The following is a 15,412-nucleotide window of genomic DNA, read 5'->3' on the forward strand; positions in this document are numbered from 1 at the left end:
CAAGGCTCGGCTGTCCGGCGGGCGACGCCCGGGTTAGCTCCTACCTTTAGACTGAACCTCAGGAGGAACAAATCTATGGCAGAGTATGCGAAAATTTTACGGTGGACCAAGAGCGATGCGGTTTACGGGCTGAAAACGAATATCCAGCTGCCTTCCGGCGCATCGGTCGGAACGACGGGCGGGTTTATTAATTTTTATTTGGGCGTTTACGGGTCCAATACGAATTACGAGTGCGGCCTGTCCACCAACTATACGGAAGCGAAAAACGGCAAGTGGCACTGGTTCTGGAACACGGGAGCCGCCAACGATGGCGGAGCCTTCAATCTTGCGGCCGGAAGCACCGTGCCCATCGAGCTGTCCGTCAACAGTTCGAACAAGCTGGAATTCAAAGTTAACGGCACCGTGGTGAAAACTTTTTCGGGCGCGACGGGCTCTTTCGGTTCGCTTACGAGTGCGCGGCTGGTAGTAGCGGCCTGCGACCGGTCGTTTGCGACCATTCCGAATCCCCTGCCGAATTGGAATACCCTCCACAATCAGGTCGTATGCAGCGGCATCAGCTTCCGGAACACCGCCGGCGCCTGGACGATCATGTCCTCCGCGAACTCGACCCCGCCGTCTTCCACCACGTTCTGGCCGGACGGTTATACGCATACGGGCACGCCGGCCGATTACGCCAAGGTCGTGTCCACCGGTCAGTTGATCGCTTCGCTTAAGCGTTAAACCCAAAGAAAGCCTTCTCCGGATGTACGGGGGAAGGCTTTTTTTCCGCGGGAGAACTTGAGCTTGAGTGTGCCAGGCGCTGTTTATATGAAAAGATGCTGCGGTCTATATAGACATCCGTCCAGGGAAATTTTAAATTCGAACGTGATAAATATCTGGAAAGGATGTATGATATTTCTAGATAATGATTATTTAACGAGGTGAATGTTTTGACGGAACTACCGAACCGTAACGCGAAGCCGGACAAAAACCCGTGGAGCCTGACGATCCGGCTGCTAAATATTTTGCTGATACTGGTTATCGCCGGTATTGCGCTTTATGTGGGTTTGTGGCTTGTGGGTATTTATGGAATGAATGTAAAGGGATGAAAGGCTTCTCGGTGAGAGGCCTTTTTTTATGTAATCTTTATGGCCTCTGGACAAAAAGAAGCGCTTTTCCATGAACAGCAACAACTTTTGCTCGAACTTGACCGGAAAATTAACATAGTATTGGATAAGTAACGGACTACATGATTTCTAAATGGGAGATACAATAATGAAGGCTCACTGATTTCGCATGGGTTTATCAGAGTTATTTGGTATATAATTACCATTAAAGGAGGGTGATAAATTGAGTGTCCGCTACCCGCTAAACTTTGTCTTATTTGTATGTGTAATTTTGATGGTTACCCGTTTTGTACCTTCCGGATTTGTCTTGCAGATTGCAATCATTGCTATAGTTATGACAGCGTTGGATTATATAATGGACAAAATCGGTCTTTCAAAGAAAAGAGTGCCTGTTTACGCAGGCGGGGGTGTTATTGCACTTGTCGCCGTGTTTCTGTTGTTAGCCGATTCATTTTAGGAATAGGCCGATTCTGATTTGTTAAAAACTGCCCGCCTGAATAAGAAAGGAGGCTCACTTCGAGCCTCCTTTCTTTGCTTTGGTTGGTCTCCTTTTCCGCATGGACGGGGCTTGCTGCAAACCGGATGCCTCCGGCTTGTCCGCTTGAACGGTAATGTTCTGCTGACTCAATACGTCTAGCAAGTCCGGCGAGTCAGGCGGCTCGGGCACGCTCTGTGCGACACGTACGTCCATAGGCTCCGACGCATCGGACAGCTCAGTCTTGGCGGCTCCCGCCTCCGGCCGCGCATGTGCCGTCCCGGACGGCTCCGGCAACCGCACGCGCTTGGCCCTCCTCGCCGGGGCAGCCGCTTCCCGCCCGTCCACGGCGCCCGCGCCGGTTGCCCCCTCCGGCCGTGCATCTCCCGTACCGCCCGCTTCCGGCAGCCCGGCTTGCGCGGCCGCTTCCGTCCCCGGCCCGGTAAGGACGCCGGGGCCTCCTACGCGGGGCCCGAAGCGGGCGACCACATGCGCGAACGTGTCCAAGGCCTCTTCGCCCGGGCGCGTCAGCCCGTACAGGCCGCGCTTGACGCGCGTGAACCAGCCGTACACGTTGCGCTGGAGCAGAGCCGCCGTCTTGGCGTTGCCGGTAAGCTCGCGCAGGCTGCGCGGAGAGAGCGGTCCCTGCTCGCGGAGGAGCAGGGCGCAGTGCAGCGCCTTCTCGCGGTAAGCCGTGACGAGCTTGAGCCCCCGGCTGCCGCCGACGTTGTAGTCGGCGCTGCGCTCGCGGAACTCGCCGAGCACGCGCTCCGCAGCGCGTTTGCGCACGGTCGTCTTCCGCACGGGGGCTTCGCCGCCGGGGTCCGGCGGTTCGCACACGACCTCGACGGCGGGCTTCCGCGTTTTGTAGAACTGCACCGTGATGAGACCGAGACCGAGCCGGCCGCACAGCTTGCGGATATCCGCCCAGGTCATCCGGTGGGGGACACGTCCCTTGGCGGGAAGTTCGATCGCGATATAGACGCGCTGCGTCACATCCTGCCGCCGGAGTCCCTGGATCAGCAGGGGCACGGTCAGGCTTCGTTTGAGTTCGACGACGACCGGCGGCTCGCCTTCCAGGACGGCAACGAGATCGCAGTGCCTGACTTCTCCCCGGACATCGTAGCCGAGCTTCTCCCAGTAGGCTTTTACCGGGCCGTAAAGCTCCGTTTCGCTCCGAATCGCCATTCTTTTTGTGCGCCCCCTTCCTTCTAAAAACGATTTTCCGGTTTCTTGATTATAGCATGAAAAAGACGTGCGGGACGGGTCCCGGCGGCAAAGACTTCCACCGATCTCCCACCGGTTGTGAGGCTTGTTTTTCCTTTGTTCCTGTACAAATTTAGTGGCAAGAATTGTCCTTGGACCGCATAGGATTGTAGTACCCTAAAATCACTATCACGAGCTATCCGCTCTTTTGAGGCAATGGCAGTGAGAGGAGGTACCCATGGATATTTTCAAACGCATCACGGAGCACCGGACCGAGAAGGAGCAGCTTGCATGGTCGGGCACGCTCCGGGAATATTTCGAGCTCGTGCGGCAAAATCCGGGTCTAGCGATGACAGCCCATGCGCGTGTGTATGAGATGATCGCTTCTCACGGCATTGAACAGAACGACGGGCACACCCGGTACAACTTTTTCGACCAGGAAATCTTTGGGCTCGACCGCGCGGTCGAAAAGCTGGTGGAGGAATATTTCCACTCCGCCGCACGGCGTCTGGATGTACGCAAACGTATTTTGCTGCTGATGGGGCCGGTAAGTGGAGGAAAATCGACGATCGTCACGCTGCTGAAAAGGGGTTTGGAGCAGTTTTCAAGGACAGACAAGGGAGCCGTCTATGCGATTAAAGGCTGCCCGATGCACGAAGATCCGTTTCACCTCATTCCAAGTGAATTGAGGCCGGAAATAGAGGCCGAGCTGGGTATCCGCATCGAAGGAAACTTGTGCCCGTCCTGCCAGCTCAGGCTGAAAACCGAATACGGCGGCAACATCGAGAACGTGCTGGTCGAGCGGGTGCTCATTTCCGAGGACGACCGGGTGGGGATAGGCACGTTCAGTCCGTCCGATCCGAAATCCCAGGATATCGCGGACTTGACCGGCAGCATCGATTTTTCCACGATCACGGAGTACGGCTCCGAATCGGACCCGCGCGCCTACCGTTTCGACGGGGAGCTGAACAAGGCGAACCGCGGATTAATGGAGTTTCAGGAAATGCTGAAATGTGACGAGAAATTTCTGTGGAATCTGCTGTCTCTGACGCAGGAAGGCAATTTCAAAGCGGGCCGCTTCGCGCTTATTTCGGCGGATGAGCTGATCGTGGCGCATACGAACGAATCGGAGTATAAAGCTTTTATCGCGAACAAAAAGAACGAGGCGCTCCAGTCGCGTATGATTGTCATGCCGATTCCTTATAATCTGAAAGTGACGGATGAGGAGAAAATTTACACGAAGCTTATTAAGCAGAGCGATATGTCGCACGTTCATATTGCGCCGCATGCGCTGCGGGCCGCCGCTATTTTCTCGATTTTGACCCGTCTCAAGGAAACGAAGAAACAGGGCATGGATCTCGTGAAAAAAATGCGGATGTACGACGGCGAAGCCGTGGAAGGATATAAGGATGCGGATCTGAAAGAGATGCAGAACGAATATCTGGAAGAAGGGATGAGCGGCATCGATCCCCGCTACGTCATCAACCGTATTTCCAGCGCGCTCATCCGGCATGATCTACAGTGCATTAACGGACTTGATGTGCTGCGGGCTTTGAAGGAAGGGCTGGACCAGCATCCGTCCATCACCCGGGACGAACGGGAGCGGTATCTCAATTTTATTTCGGTTGCCCGCAAGGAATACGACGATATCGCGAAAAAGGAAGTGCAGAAAGCGTTCGTTTACTCGTTCGACGAGTCGGCCAAAACGCTGTTCGATAACTACCTCGACAATATCGAAGCGTATTCCAACTGGGGCAAAATCAAAGACCCTCTTACCGGAGAGGAGATGGACCCCGACGAGCGTCTCATGCGTTCGATCGAAGAGCAGATCGGCATTTCCGAAAATGCGAAGAAGGCGTTCCGCGAAGAAATCCAGATCCGGATTTCGTCCTATTCCCGCAAAGGGAAGCGGTTCGATTACAGCACGCATGAACGGCTGCGCGAAGCGATCGAGAAGAAGCTGTTCGCCGATCTGAAGGATATCGTCAAAATTACGACGTCGACCAAGACGCCGGACGAAAGACAGTTGAAGAAGATCAACGAAGTGACCCGGCAGCTGATTGACGGACACGGCTACTGCCCGGTTTGCGCGAACGAGCTGCTGCGGTATGTCGGCAGTCTACTAAACCGGTAATTTTTTTCTTAAACCAAGATAACCGAAGAATACCGCCTAACCGACGTGAATTGACGAGGTAGGCGGTTTCTGTTGTCCGCACAGGAACTTCGCTAACCGGGTTTACGCTATGGTAACATAAGGATATCGGCTTGCCGCGGTTGGTTCCGTTCCCGAGAGGGAACCTTATACAGACGCGGCTTATTTTATCAGGAGGAAACACCCCGCCATGGCGAAAAACGAAGCACAAATGGATTTGACTCAAGGTCCGATTGCAAGAAAACTTCTTCTTTTTTCCCTGCCCGTGCTTTACGGGAATGTGCTGCAGTCACTGAACGGGACGGTAAACAGCATCTGGGTCGGAAAATTTTTGGGAGAAAGCGCTTTTGCGGCTACGTCCAATGCGAATAATGTCATGTTTCTTATGCTCAGCTCCATCTTCGGCATAGGAATGGCATCCACGATTATGATCGGACAGAGCATCGGAGCGGGCGATACCGCCCAGGCGAAGCGGGTAGTGGGGGCAAGCGCCCTGTTCTTCTTCACCCTTTCCCTGGCCGTGGGAATTTTAGGCGTGCTTTTGTCCCCGCAGATTTTGCAGTGGATGCATACTCCCCCGGATGCGATGGACATGGCCAACGCTTATCTGAGAATTATTTTTATGAGCATGCCTTGTATGTTCTGCTATAACATGATTATGACGATTCTGCGCGGCGCGGGGGATTCCAAAACGCCCTTCCGGTTTCTCGTGCTGTCCATCATTCTGGATATCGCGCTGAACCCGCTGCTTATTTTCGGCTGGGGTCCCATCCCCGCTCTCGGCATTTCGGGCTCCGCACTCGCTACGGGCATCTCGCAGCTGGTTGCCCTCGTCGCCATACTCTGGTCGCTGTATCGTAAAAAATACTTTCTCCGCATTACCCGCGAAGACAGGCACCTGCTGCGCTTCGACGGGGCGATTATCGGATCGCTGGTGAAAAAGGGCGTTCCCATGGGGCTGCAGATGATCGTCGTCTCGACGAGCTCGCTGGCCATGATCAACCTTGTTAACCGGTTCGGTTCGGAGGCGACGGCGGCCTACGGGGCCGCGATCCAGCTGTCCTCCTACGTTCAAATGCCGGCTATGGCGATCGGCGGAGCCGTTTCGTCGTTTGCGGCCCAGAATGTGGGCGCGGGCAGATGGGACCGGGTGCATCGCGTAACCGGCGTCGGGGTCATGTACAACGTTCTGATGACAGGCATTCTCGTCTGTCTGATCTATTTGTTCAACCGCAGCGCCCTGAGCCTGTTCCTTCCCGAAGGCCAAGCCATCGAAATCGGCATGCGGATCAACCTGCTTACGCTTTGGAGTTTTATTATTTTTGGCATTACCTTCGTGGTTTCGGGTGTAGTGCGTTCGACAGGTGCCGTCATGTTTCCGCTTCTGATCACGTTCCTGGCGCTTTGGTGCGTGCGCATCCCGCTCTCGTATTATCTGGCAGGTTCCTACGGTCTGGATGCCGTATGGTGGAGCTTCCCGATCGGCTTCACGCTGGGTTCCCTGCTTTCGGTCGCCTACTATTTCTGGGGCAATTGGAAAAAGGCGAGCATGCTGGGCGGCGGCGTTCAAAAAGCGTAGCGACCGCGGCGCGAATGGGCTTTTAACCCGGCTTCTCCATGCCTTATCGATGTATCGTTTTCCCGGCTTTGTCTGGGCAGGCGCCCAATTTTGGCGCTTTTCTCACCTTCTGGGCATCTGTACATACGATGTGTTAGATGCAAAACGCCTTTGGGCACAACATACGGAGGGTGAGGGATTCCAATGACATTTGAAGCGCAGGGTCAAGGCTCATACGGCCAGGACACATACGGTCTCCAGCAGGAATGGAGCCAAAGCGAATGGATCGGTACGGAGGCAGACGAAGAAGCCCGTAAACAGGGAGGCTTCGGCGGTCCCGGAGGCTACCACGGAGGTCAGGGCGGTTACCCCGGAGGGTACCATGGCGGCCAAGGCGGCTATCACGGCGGTTACCACGGCGGCTATCCTTATTATCCATACTATCCCTATCCGTACTACCCGCAGCCATACTACCCGTACTATCCGCCTTACTACAACTACCCGCCTTACTACAACTATCCGTATCCCTATAAAAGATAACGAACAGGAAACTCCGGCTTAAAGCCGCAGCAGGCTGTCCGCAGAAGCGGGCAGCCTTCCTTATGGGGGACGGCAAGCAGGGGATCGGAAGAGAGTTTCTCGGATGAGTAAATGAAGTATGCGAATAAATGAAGTATAATAAAAAAATAACCCGTAATGGACAAGATAAGGATGGTCGCCTGTGCTTAGATCAATTTCGGATACGTTATTTTTACTCGCCTTAATTCTTCTCATCGTTTCGGCAATCGTGAGCGGCATCGGTTTCCAGGCCTTTACAATGAGAAGGAAAGACAACGATCCCAGTCAAATCGAGGTTCCCAACAAACAGAAGCAGCTCGAAAAGCAGAACAAAGGCATGGCAGGATTCATTCGTTCCAAAATTACGCTGACGGCGCTCGTATTTGCTTTGCTGTCGGTCGTACTATCCTATCTGGAGCGGTATGTATAAAAAGACCGTTTAAAACAATTCCGCAAGCGTAGTGATGCGCTTGGGCGGTAATTCTTCTATAGATAAAACCTATAAAGGACGTAGTTTTTGTATATTAGACATTATAAGCCATTCTCTTCATACTGAATGTACTACCCGCACAGACGGGAACGGGAGGCGTTCGGAATGAAAGAAGCGGAACAAGAAAAGTGGGACGCGGGGCATTATGACAAACAGATGCATTTCGTGTCCAAGTTAGGCAAAGGAGTGGTGGATCTTCTGGGTCCGGTAGAGGGAGAATCAGTGCTGGATCTGGGCTGCGGGACGGGCAGCCTGGCAGGGCAAATGGCCCTTCTCGGAGCGGAAGTGACCGGGGTGGATTTCTCGGAGACCATGATAGAAGAGGCGAGGCAGAAGTATCCGGAGCTCCGTTTTGAGGTGGGGGACGCTAGGACATACCGGAGCGGCCGGACGTTCGACGCGGTATTCTCCAATGCCGCGCTGCACTGGGTCCCGCAGGCCGATGAAGCCGCGCGGACAGTAGCGGAAGCGCTGCGCCCGGGCGGGAGGTTCGCGGCCGAATTCGGAGGCTTCGGCAACGTGGCCCGGATCGAGCGGGCGATTCACGAAGCCGTGCGCGAAGAGGGGATCGACCCTGAGCCGCGCAATCCCTGGTATTTCCCGACTATCGGGGAATACACGGGCGTGCTGGAGAGGGCCGGGCTCGATGTCCGTTATGCGGAGCGCTTTGACCGGCCGACGCCGCTGCCCGGAGGCGAACAGGCCGTCCGGCACTGGCTCCACGCGTTTGCCGGCAGCTTCTTCGCCGGCACGGATGCGGCGGCGCGGGAGCGCATAACGCGGAGCGTGGAGGAGCGCCTGCGGCCCGAGCTGTTCCGCGACGGCACCTGGACCGGCGATTATTGCCGGATCCGGGTGCTCGCCTGGAAGCCGCAGGGCTGACTTCCGCCGCTCCCTCTCACGGCCTGCACCTGCGCTAGCCCGACGCCCGCGCGATAAACTCCGGCGCGAGGACGATCTTCTCGTGAGCGCGGCCGGGATGGCGCTTGCGGTACAGGAGCGTCTCTACCGCCCGGATGCCGAGAAGCTCCTTGCTCAGCTCGACCGTGCTGAGCGGTGGCGAAGCGGCGGCTGCCGCTTCGATATTGTCAAACCCGATTACGCGGCACTGGCCGGGGATATCGAATCCCCTCTGCTTGAGCAGAGCCATAAGCCGCAGCGCGATGTGATCGTTCGCGCAGATGAAGCCGTCCGGCAGCTCGCTCGTGGAGACGGCGCCCACTCGGACCGCCAGATCATGGGGCCACGTCGGACTCAGGTAAGGCACGTTCCACTTGCCCAGGCAGACGGGGCGGCCCGTTTCGGCGGCTTCCTCGGCTGCCATCCGGCAGCCCAGCCCGCGTTCCCTGAAGCTGACGGAGAAAGAGTCGTTCCCCACGAAAACAAGCGAGTCGCAGCCTTCCCGCAAAAGCTGCTTGGTCGCGGCCACGGCGGCATCAACGTTGCTGTTGACGACGCAGTCCACGTTGACGAGGGGCTCCTCATGGTCCACAAGCACGAGAGGAAGTCCGGTCTGCTGCAGGGAGATGACCGCGCGCGTCGAGAAGGTGCCGAGCAGAATATGGCCCATGCACCGTGCGGGATCCGGAAATCCGGGCATACTCAGCTCGTTTTCGCGGTGCGGCGGGACGGATATCAGCATGTAGTCCGCCTGGAGGTCGCGGCACGTTTGAGCAAGGCCGTCGATGACCTTCGGCCAGAAGAACGGGTCCTGCTGCTTGGCGCTGTGTATCCAGACCAGTATATAAGGATCGGCGGAGGAAGGTGCGGTTAGTCTTCTGCCTTCCTCCCTGTCCCGAAAAAGTCCGGCCGCGGCCGGGCTTTTGTTTATTTTTTTCCGGTAACCCATGGTCCTTGCGGTTTCCATGATTTTCAGCCGCGTTTCTTCGCTGACCCCGTCTTTTCCTGAAAGCGCTTGTGAAACGGTGTATTTTGAAATGCCAAGCCGGTCGGCAATGTTTTGCATGGAGACGTGTTTACTCATCGTGCACCGCCTTTGAGTGTGTTCGGTTTGACAGCTCCGCACCCCCATTTTTCCTTCAAAAAAAGATTCTGTCAATACCCGCGCATCAAATAAATGCGGGATTTTTTCGGGTTTTATTTGATCCCTGCTTGGAAAACTTGTGCTAAACTAGCAGAGGAATGGATTCCGGGCATACGTGACGCCTGGAACTTCCGAAAGCTGAAGGGAGGGTTTCCCATGATTCGATCCGTACGTCACGGGATTCGGCAGCTGCTGCTTTTCGGCTGGCTGGAAGCTCTTTCGTGTCTGTTTCCCGTTCTTATTTTTATCAGCCTGGCTGTGTTGAAGGCGGCCGATGTGCCCCATATGTATGACCTTATGCTGGTCATTTGTCTGCTGATTCAATGGGCGATGGTCCGTACGGGGCTTGAAACGAAGGATGAACTGAAAGTGATCTGCCTGTTCCATCTGATCGGGCTGGCGCTGGAGATTTATAAGGTAAATATGGGCTCCTGGTCGTATCCGGAGGAAGCCTGGACGAAAGTATGGGGCGTACCGCTTTACAGCGGGTTTATGTACGCGAGCGTGGCGAGTTATTTGTGCCAGGCCTGGCGGAGAATGCATGTGGAGCTGACCAGTTGGCCTTCGCCGTGGTTTACGGTGCCGCTTGGAGCGGCGATCTATTTGAATTTTATGACCCACCATTATATATGGGATTTGCGCTGGGTACTGACCGTGCTGCTGTTCGTGCTGTTTTTCCGGACTGCGGTCCTGTTTACGGTCGGCCCAAAAACGTACCGCATGCCGCTTGTCTTGTCCTTTTTTCTTATCGGCTTTTTTATTTGGCTGGCGGAAAATATCGCAACCTTTCTGGGGGCCTGGCAGTATCCGAACCAGAGGGAAAGCTGGCAGCTTGTCTCTTTCGGCAAAATGAGCTCGTGGTTCCTGCTTGTCATCGTGAGCTTCCTGATTGTCGCGCAGCTTAAGAAGGTCAAACAAGCGGAACAGAAGCCTGACGGGAGGATGGTACCGGCTGCGGTACCTGAGGAATAAGCGATGTTTACAAACTGGGGAATGATCTTGCGGCTTGCGGTTCCGTCGATCGTATCGTTCGCGGCGGCGACGCTGACCGGTACGATTAATTTGATAATGGTAGGCCCGATGGGCGCTCTCGTTATCGCTGCGGTAGGAATCTGCAACATTATTATGTACAACGCCTGGGCCGCCTGCTCGGGGATCGGCCACACGGTCAATTATCTGGTCGCTCAAAATTTCGGGGCGGGGGATATGAAGAAAGGCGTGGAGCGCACGTATATCGCGCTTTATCTTTGTCTGGCTCTCATTGCCGTGATTATTGCGGCGGGATGGTTCGGAAGCGAAGGGATTTTACGGCTGATGGGAAGCTCCGGAGAGCTGGTTGCCGCAGGAAAGGGATATTTGGAGCTGCGGTTTTATGCGATGGCGTTTTCCGTACTGAATTTTGTTCTTTTCGGATTCCTGAGAGGAATCGGAGATACCCGGACCCCTATGGCTCTTACGATTCTGGGAAACGCGGCGATGATCGTGTTCACCTACGGTTTGACGTACGGCCATCTCGGATTTCCCGAGCTGGGGCTTCCGGGCGCGGGGCTTGCCGTTGTGATCGGGGAAGCCATTTGCAGCATCGGCTCCGTGTACATCGTGTTTTTCCGGCTGCATGACAAATACCGGACCCGCACCCGCGTGAAGCTTGACCGCCGGGAAGCGCGTCTGATCGCCGGTGAAAGCGGCAAGCTCGGCATGCAGGAATTCGCGATGAGCCTGGCGATGTTCGTCTTCACGATGTTCGTGACCCGTCTGGGGACCGAGGCTCTGGCCGCCAACGAGATTGCCCTCAACGTGATGGCGCTTGGCTTCATGCCGGCTTTCGCCTTCGCCTCCACGGCGACGATTCTCGTCGGGAGGGAGGTCGGGAAGCACCGGCCCGATCTGGCCCGGCGGTACGGAACGGATACGGCGGTGCTCGGCAGCATCTGCCTGCTTGTTCTGGGAGCGGTGGAATTCGTTTTCGCGGTTCCGATCGCGAAGCTGTATTCCCAGGACCCGCAGGTTTACGTGCTTGCCGCCGATCTTATCCGGATTTCCGCGTTTTTGCAGCTGTTTGACGGGCTCCTGAATTTCTACGCGGGCGGTTTGCGGGGAATCGGGGATACGACCTATCTGCTGGGAACTTCCCTTGTGCTCAGCTGGGTCTTTTTCGTGCCGCTCGCGTATTTGCTCACGTTTGTGTGGGGATTCGGTTCGGCCGGCGCGTGGATTTCGCTGTATGCGTTTATTGCCGCCTTCGGCCTTGCCGTCATGTACCGGTTTTACCGGACGGACTGGGCCGCGGTGCGGATCAAAGAGGCCGACGGCCGCTGAAAGGACGGCCGGACTCCGGCCGTCTTTTTTCTATAGTACAAGTTTGGCAAGGAACAGATTAAAAGGAAGGATAGGAGACGGAGAGCACATATTACGTGTAAAAAGATGCGGACTTGGCCGGTTCTCTATGAAACCCGGCAGGTTAGGCGAATAAATTTATGTGCGGGTTCAAAAGAGCCGGATTGTCCGCGGAACACGCGGGGTAAGAATAGATAACGGCAAAGGCACGCACGCGCCGCACGGGAGAAGGGGGAGAATGATGATGGGATGGCTTTGGGCCGTACAAGTGATCTTGTTTGCCGCCGGTACCGGTCTCGGAATTTCGGACGCCCGGCGTAAAAGCACGGAAGTCCGGCTTCCTTTGTGGGTGAGGATGCTGATCAGCCTGACGCTTACGGCAGCGGCATTTGCCTTGTGGCGGGACGATCCGGCCTCCACCTCCAAAGAGTGGATCTTCTGGGGAATGGCCTGGTCGTTCATCGGCGACTTGTCCATGGCCGGCATCATCCCCTGGAGGCATCCGATGATCGGCGGAATGCTGACGTTTGCCGTGGCGCACGTGTTCTACATCGCGGCGTTCGCGGCCGCCATGCACCGCAAGGGCCTCGACCTGATGAACGCGGGACTGGCTGTCGCCGCCGTGTTCTACGGCCTGGTGCTGATCGCCGCCTGGCTGCTCCTGATCCGCAATCCCGACGCTCCGCGCCTGTTCAACACCGGCTCGCTCGTCTACGGATTGTGGATCGGGGCCATGGCGTCTGCTGCGGCCGCAATGGCCTGGTCCCTCGGCGGGGCGCTCTGGCTGACGGCTGCCGGCGGGCTGCTCTTCGTCGTATCGGACACGATCATCGGAGCCTCAGCCATCGGGGGCCGGTCTTTCCGGCACCAAGGATATTGGGTCTGGCTGACATACGTGGCGGCCCAGATGTGCATCGTTTACGCGTTTACCCTGTGAAAAAAACTGTCCACGGATTCAAAAGATCGACCGCACGAACCGCACAAAAGCGGTGGTGCGGTCGATTTGTTGTTTGACGGCCCGGCCGTTGCCGCTGCTGTTGCGAGCCGTACAAAAGCAGCCCGTCCTGCCAGGTCAAGAACTGCTGCAGGATGATGAACTGCAGGAAGAACTGCTGCAAGACGAGCTGCTGCAGGAAGAAGAACTGCAGGACGATGAGCTGCTGCACGAGGAGCCGCTGTCGGACGAACCGCTGCAGGACGAACTGCTGCATGAAGAATCGCTGCCGGACGAGCTGTTGTCCGACGAGCCGCCGCAGTCCGACGAGCTGCAGGAAGAGCTGCTGCAATCCGAACCGCCGGAGCCGCTGCCCCCGCTGCCTTCACGGTCGTCGTCCCCGTTCAGGATGGAGTAGAAAAGCAGAGCGCTAAGGGCGCCGTATCCTGCACCGGACATGTCACCGGCGTTAAAAGAAGAAGCCGACGGCCTTCCGGGCGAAGACATCCCGCGGGAAGTTCCCGCCCGGGCCGCAGCGGCCGGCGGGGCATTCTGGATGCCGTTAAAAAGTTGGAGAACGAGTTCCTGAACGGCTTCTTCATAGACGGGGATCGTATTCGGCTTGAAATAATCCCGCCGGATATGGTTCCAGTCAAAATCGCGGGCATAGGCGACGAATTCGGGGTGAAGCCTGCGCTGTCCGAATTTTCCGAGCAGCTGCTCGTTTTCCGGGTAGAAACGGAAAACGAGAGAGTAGACCAGCTCGAAAAGGGCTCTTTCATGCTCGCCCGGCTGCGGAGTATCACCGAGATGCGGGGAATGGTGAATCATTTCCCCCAGAAGGTCTCTGCAAAATTCCTGATAATCGCGGGTGAACATCAGGGCTTCGTGCCAGATGGCATCCACGGACGTGCTGTACATGCCCACGTTGTTTAAATAAATATTGAGTGCCAGGAATCGCTTGAATTCCAGCAAGAGCCACGAATACTCGGTTTCCGAAATGTCCGGGTGCTCCTTCAGCACGCGTGCTTTTACGTGCTCCCAATACTTGGCGTGTTTCCCGAAAACCTCGTCGAAGCGGGCTTCTACCGGTTTGAGGCTGTCGTTCTCCAGAACACCGAGTCCATACGGGGCAAAAGAGGAAAACAATTGGACGGGCGGAGCTTTTGGCTGCTTTTGCATAGGCTGCGACTTCATACTATTAATAAACCATTTAAAAAAAGACACGCGAAACCTCCATCATCAGGCCGATACCTGTTTAGTTCGTTGTTCGGTTATTTGTTTGTACGCGATTTGGGCCGTTCTCACGTTCCTTACTTTTGGCGTATTCCTGCCTTCGGGGGCTTCAGGGCCGGTGCGGCCTCATGCACCGTCTGGTTGCGGTCGTAATAATCGAACGCCTCATTTAGAAACTCCAGCAGTTCGGGTTCGAACGGATACAGGAGCATAGGATTATCTTCCGCACCGTGCAGCTCCCACAGCTTGTTCATCAGATTCTGATCGCCGTCAAAAGCATCCAAGGCCAGCGCGGTGATGCGGGCAGCGACTTCCTGCGCGGCCGGAGAAGCCGGATCTTCGTGCATGACGGACCTTGCCCGCGAAACTTCTTCCGTCCAACGAAGCGTAAGGGGATCATCCTTGCCCAGATTGGGCAGCTTGTTGAGCCGCTTACGCTCTTCGGGGGTGAAATGTTCGCGGATGAAGCGCTGCTTGGCCGCCGGATCTTTTTGACTAAGCCGGATCATTTGAAACATCGTGTTCCAGTTCAGCGTGCCTTCCATTTGGACGGAATGAATCGTAACGCGGAGCATGCTTTCCAGCTCTTCGAGCTTTTCCTTCTCGCGCCGGACCATCTGAAGCTGATCCTCCAGGCAGGAGAGCCAATCGGTTCCGTAGCTGTCCAGCATTTCTTGGACGGCTTTCAACCCGAGTCCCATTTTTTTGAGAATCGCAATCTGTTCCAGCCGCATGACGTCCTCATCGGAGTACAGCCGGTGGCCGCCTTCGGTGGAGCCGGAGGGCTTTAGAAGCCCGATCTGATCATAATGGTGCAGGGTGCGCACCGTGATGTTCGCTTTACGTGCAAGTTCGCCAACGGAGTACATGTCTTCGGAGTTTCCTTTCGTGACGGTTCTTTCCTTTTTCTTCTATCTTCTATCCTAAATCGTTCCAGTATGGGCTTCAAGTTGTTTTTTAAAGGGGGACCAGGGTCCCGAATGGGAAAACCGGGCAAGATAACCGATCCCATCAATGAAAACGGCCGGCAAGCGGGTCTGACCAGGAAAAGGATGAGAAAATAAAGCGGCCGTATAGAGGGGCCTTCCCCGGGTGAAAACTAGGGAGGCTGAGCGGAGAATCGACTCGGCGACGAACCGTACCCTTCACAAAAAGGAGTGTCGTTTCATGACCCAATCGAAAAGCCGGAAGGAAAGCTTGGCCAAAAGCCGCAAGCAGAGACAAAATCCTCACGGTAAAATCCGCTCGCTGAAAGAAATTGCCGCCGAAACTCACCAAGGAATAGAAGAGTAGAGGCAGGGGGCACCGCCCGGTTA

The 15,412-nt window shown here is 55.9% G+C and carries 16 protein-coding genes; 12 read left to right on the forward strand and 4 right to left on the reverse strand.

Annotation, left to right across the window (positions count from 1 at the left end; genetic code table 11):
• The first annotated feature begins 75 nt into the window (after positions 1-75).
• From ABC395_RS04995 to ABC395_RS05005, 3 genes are all read left to right on the forward strand, one after another.
• Positions 76-720, forward strand: coding sequence for a hypothetical protein (locus ABC395_RS04995; protein ID WP_413001201.1), 645 nt, complete (start codon positions 76-78; stop codon positions 718-720).
• Between the two features lie 209 nt (positions 721-929).
• Positions 930-1,088 carry a hypothetical protein gene (locus ABC395_RS05000; RefSeq protein WP_413001202.1) on the forward strand — a complete coding sequence of 53 codons (159 nt, stop codon included), beginning with the start codon at positions 930-932 and terminating at the stop codon, positions 1,086-1,088.
• 241 nt (positions 1,089-1,329) lie between these two features.
• Positions 1,330-1,563, forward strand: a complete 234-nt coding sequence (locus ABC395_RS05005) for a hypothetical protein (RefSeq protein WP_413001203.1) — start codon at positions 1,330-1,332, stop codon at positions 1,561-1,563.
• Between the two features lie 54 nt (positions 1,564-1,617).
• On the opposite strand, the gene ABC395_RS05010 is transcribed toward ABC395_RS05005, so the two are convergent.
• The gene (locus ABC395_RS05010; RefSeq protein WP_413001205.1) at positions 1,618-2,769 is read right to left on the reverse strand and encodes a DUF2161 family putative PD-(D/E)XK-type phosphodiesterase; all 1,152 of its coding nucleotides are present in this window, start codon (positions 2,767-2,769) and stop codon (positions 1,618-1,620) included.
• 256 nt (positions 2,770-3,025) lie between these two features.
• Here ABC395_RS05010 and ABC395_RS05015 point away from each other — a divergent pair, with 256 nt between their 5' ends.
• From ABC395_RS05015 to ABC395_RS05035, 5 genes are all read left to right on the forward strand, one after another.
• Positions 3,026-4,921 (forward strand): PrkA family serine protein kinase, encoded by a 1,896-nt coding sequence (locus ABC395_RS05015; RefSeq protein WP_413001207.1) that lies wholly within the window; start codon positions 3,026-3,028, stop codon positions 4,919-4,921.
• Positions 4,922-5,129: 208 nt separating this feature from the next.
• Entirely contained in the window at positions 5,130-6,518 is a 1,389-nt protein-coding gene (locus ABC395_RS05020) for an MATE family efflux transporter (protein ID WP_413001208.1), read from the forward strand.
• 183 nt (positions 6,519-6,701) lie between these two features.
• Positions 6,702-7,037: a hypothetical protein gene (locus ABC395_RS05025; RefSeq protein WP_413001210.1), complete on the forward strand. Its 336-nt coding sequence runs from the start codon at positions 6,702-6,704 to the stop codon at positions 7,035-7,037.
• 181 nt (positions 7,038-7,218) lie between these two features.
• Entirely contained in the window at positions 7,219-7,485 is a 267-nt protein-coding gene (locus tag ABC395_RS05030; protein WP_413001212.1) for a hypothetical protein, read from the forward strand.
• 165 nt (positions 7,486-7,650) lie between these two features.
• Positions 7,651-8,427: a class I SAM-dependent methyltransferase gene (locus ABC395_RS05035; protein ID WP_413001214.1), complete on the forward strand. Its 777-nt coding sequence runs from the start codon at positions 7,651-7,653 to the stop codon at positions 8,425-8,427.
• Positions 8,428-8,461: 34 nt separating this feature from the next.
• Here the strand turns inward: ABC395_RS05035 and ABC395_RS05040 are convergent, their stop codons facing one another.
• On the reverse strand, positions 8,462-9,529 hold the full coding sequence (locus tag ABC395_RS05040) for a LacI family DNA-binding transcriptional regulator (protein ID WP_413001216.1): 1,068 nt from the start codon (positions 9,527-9,529) through the stop codon (positions 8,462-8,464).
• A gap of 216 nt (positions 9,530-9,745) precedes the next feature.
• Between ABC395_RS05040 and ABC395_RS05045 the strand changes: the two genes are divergently transcribed.
• From ABC395_RS05045 to ABC395_RS05055, 3 genes are all read left to right on the forward strand, one after another.
• Complete coding sequence (locus ABC395_RS05045) at positions 9,746-10,561, forward strand: DUF817 domain-containing protein (RefSeq protein ID WP_413001218.1); 816 nt, start codon at positions 9,746-9,748, stop codon at positions 10,559-10,561.
• Between the two features lie 3 nt (positions 10,562-10,564).
• Positions 10,565-11,908 carry an MATE family efflux transporter gene (locus ABC395_RS05050; RefSeq protein WP_413001219.1) on the forward strand — a complete coding sequence of 448 codons (1,344 nt, stop codon included), beginning with the start codon at positions 10,565-10,567 and terminating at the stop codon, positions 11,906-11,908.
• A 256-nt stretch (positions 11,909-12,164) separates the two neighbouring features.
• Positions 12,165-12,863 carry a lysoplasmalogenase family protein gene (locus ABC395_RS05055; RefSeq protein ID WP_413001221.1) on the forward strand — a complete coding sequence of 233 codons (699 nt, stop codon included), beginning with the start codon at positions 12,165-12,167 and terminating at the stop codon, positions 12,861-12,863.
• A gap of 135 nt (positions 12,864-12,998) precedes the next feature.
• Here the strand turns inward: ABC395_RS05055 and ABC395_RS05060 are convergent, their stop codons facing one another.
• Together ABC395_RS05060 and ABC395_RS05065 are read right to left on the reverse strand one after the other, a co-directional pair.
• Positions 12,999-14,087: a glycine-rich domain-containing protein gene (locus ABC395_RS05060; RefSeq protein ID WP_413001222.1), complete on the reverse strand. Its 1,089-nt coding sequence runs from the start codon at positions 14,085-14,087 to the stop codon at positions 12,999-13,001.
• Between the two features lie 86 nt (positions 14,088-14,173).
• A complete protein-coding gene (locus ABC395_RS05065) occupies positions 14,174-14,965 on the reverse strand; it encodes a MerR family transcriptional regulator (protein WP_413001223.1) in 792 nt (263 codons plus the stop codon).
• 298 nt (positions 14,966-15,263) lie between these two features.
• Between ABC395_RS05065 and ABC395_RS05070 the strand changes: the two genes are divergently transcribed.
• On the forward strand, positions 15,264-15,389 hold the full coding sequence (locus ABC395_RS05070; protein ID WP_413001225.1) for a DUF6254 family protein: 126 nt from the start codon (positions 15,264-15,266) through the stop codon (positions 15,387-15,389).
• Positions 15,390-15,412 lie beyond the last annotated feature (23 nt).

It is taken from the genome of Paenibacillus canaveralius (assembly GCF_047238265.1).
Lineage (GTDB): Bacteria > Bacillota > Bacilli > Paenibacillales > NBRC-103111 > Paenibacillus_F.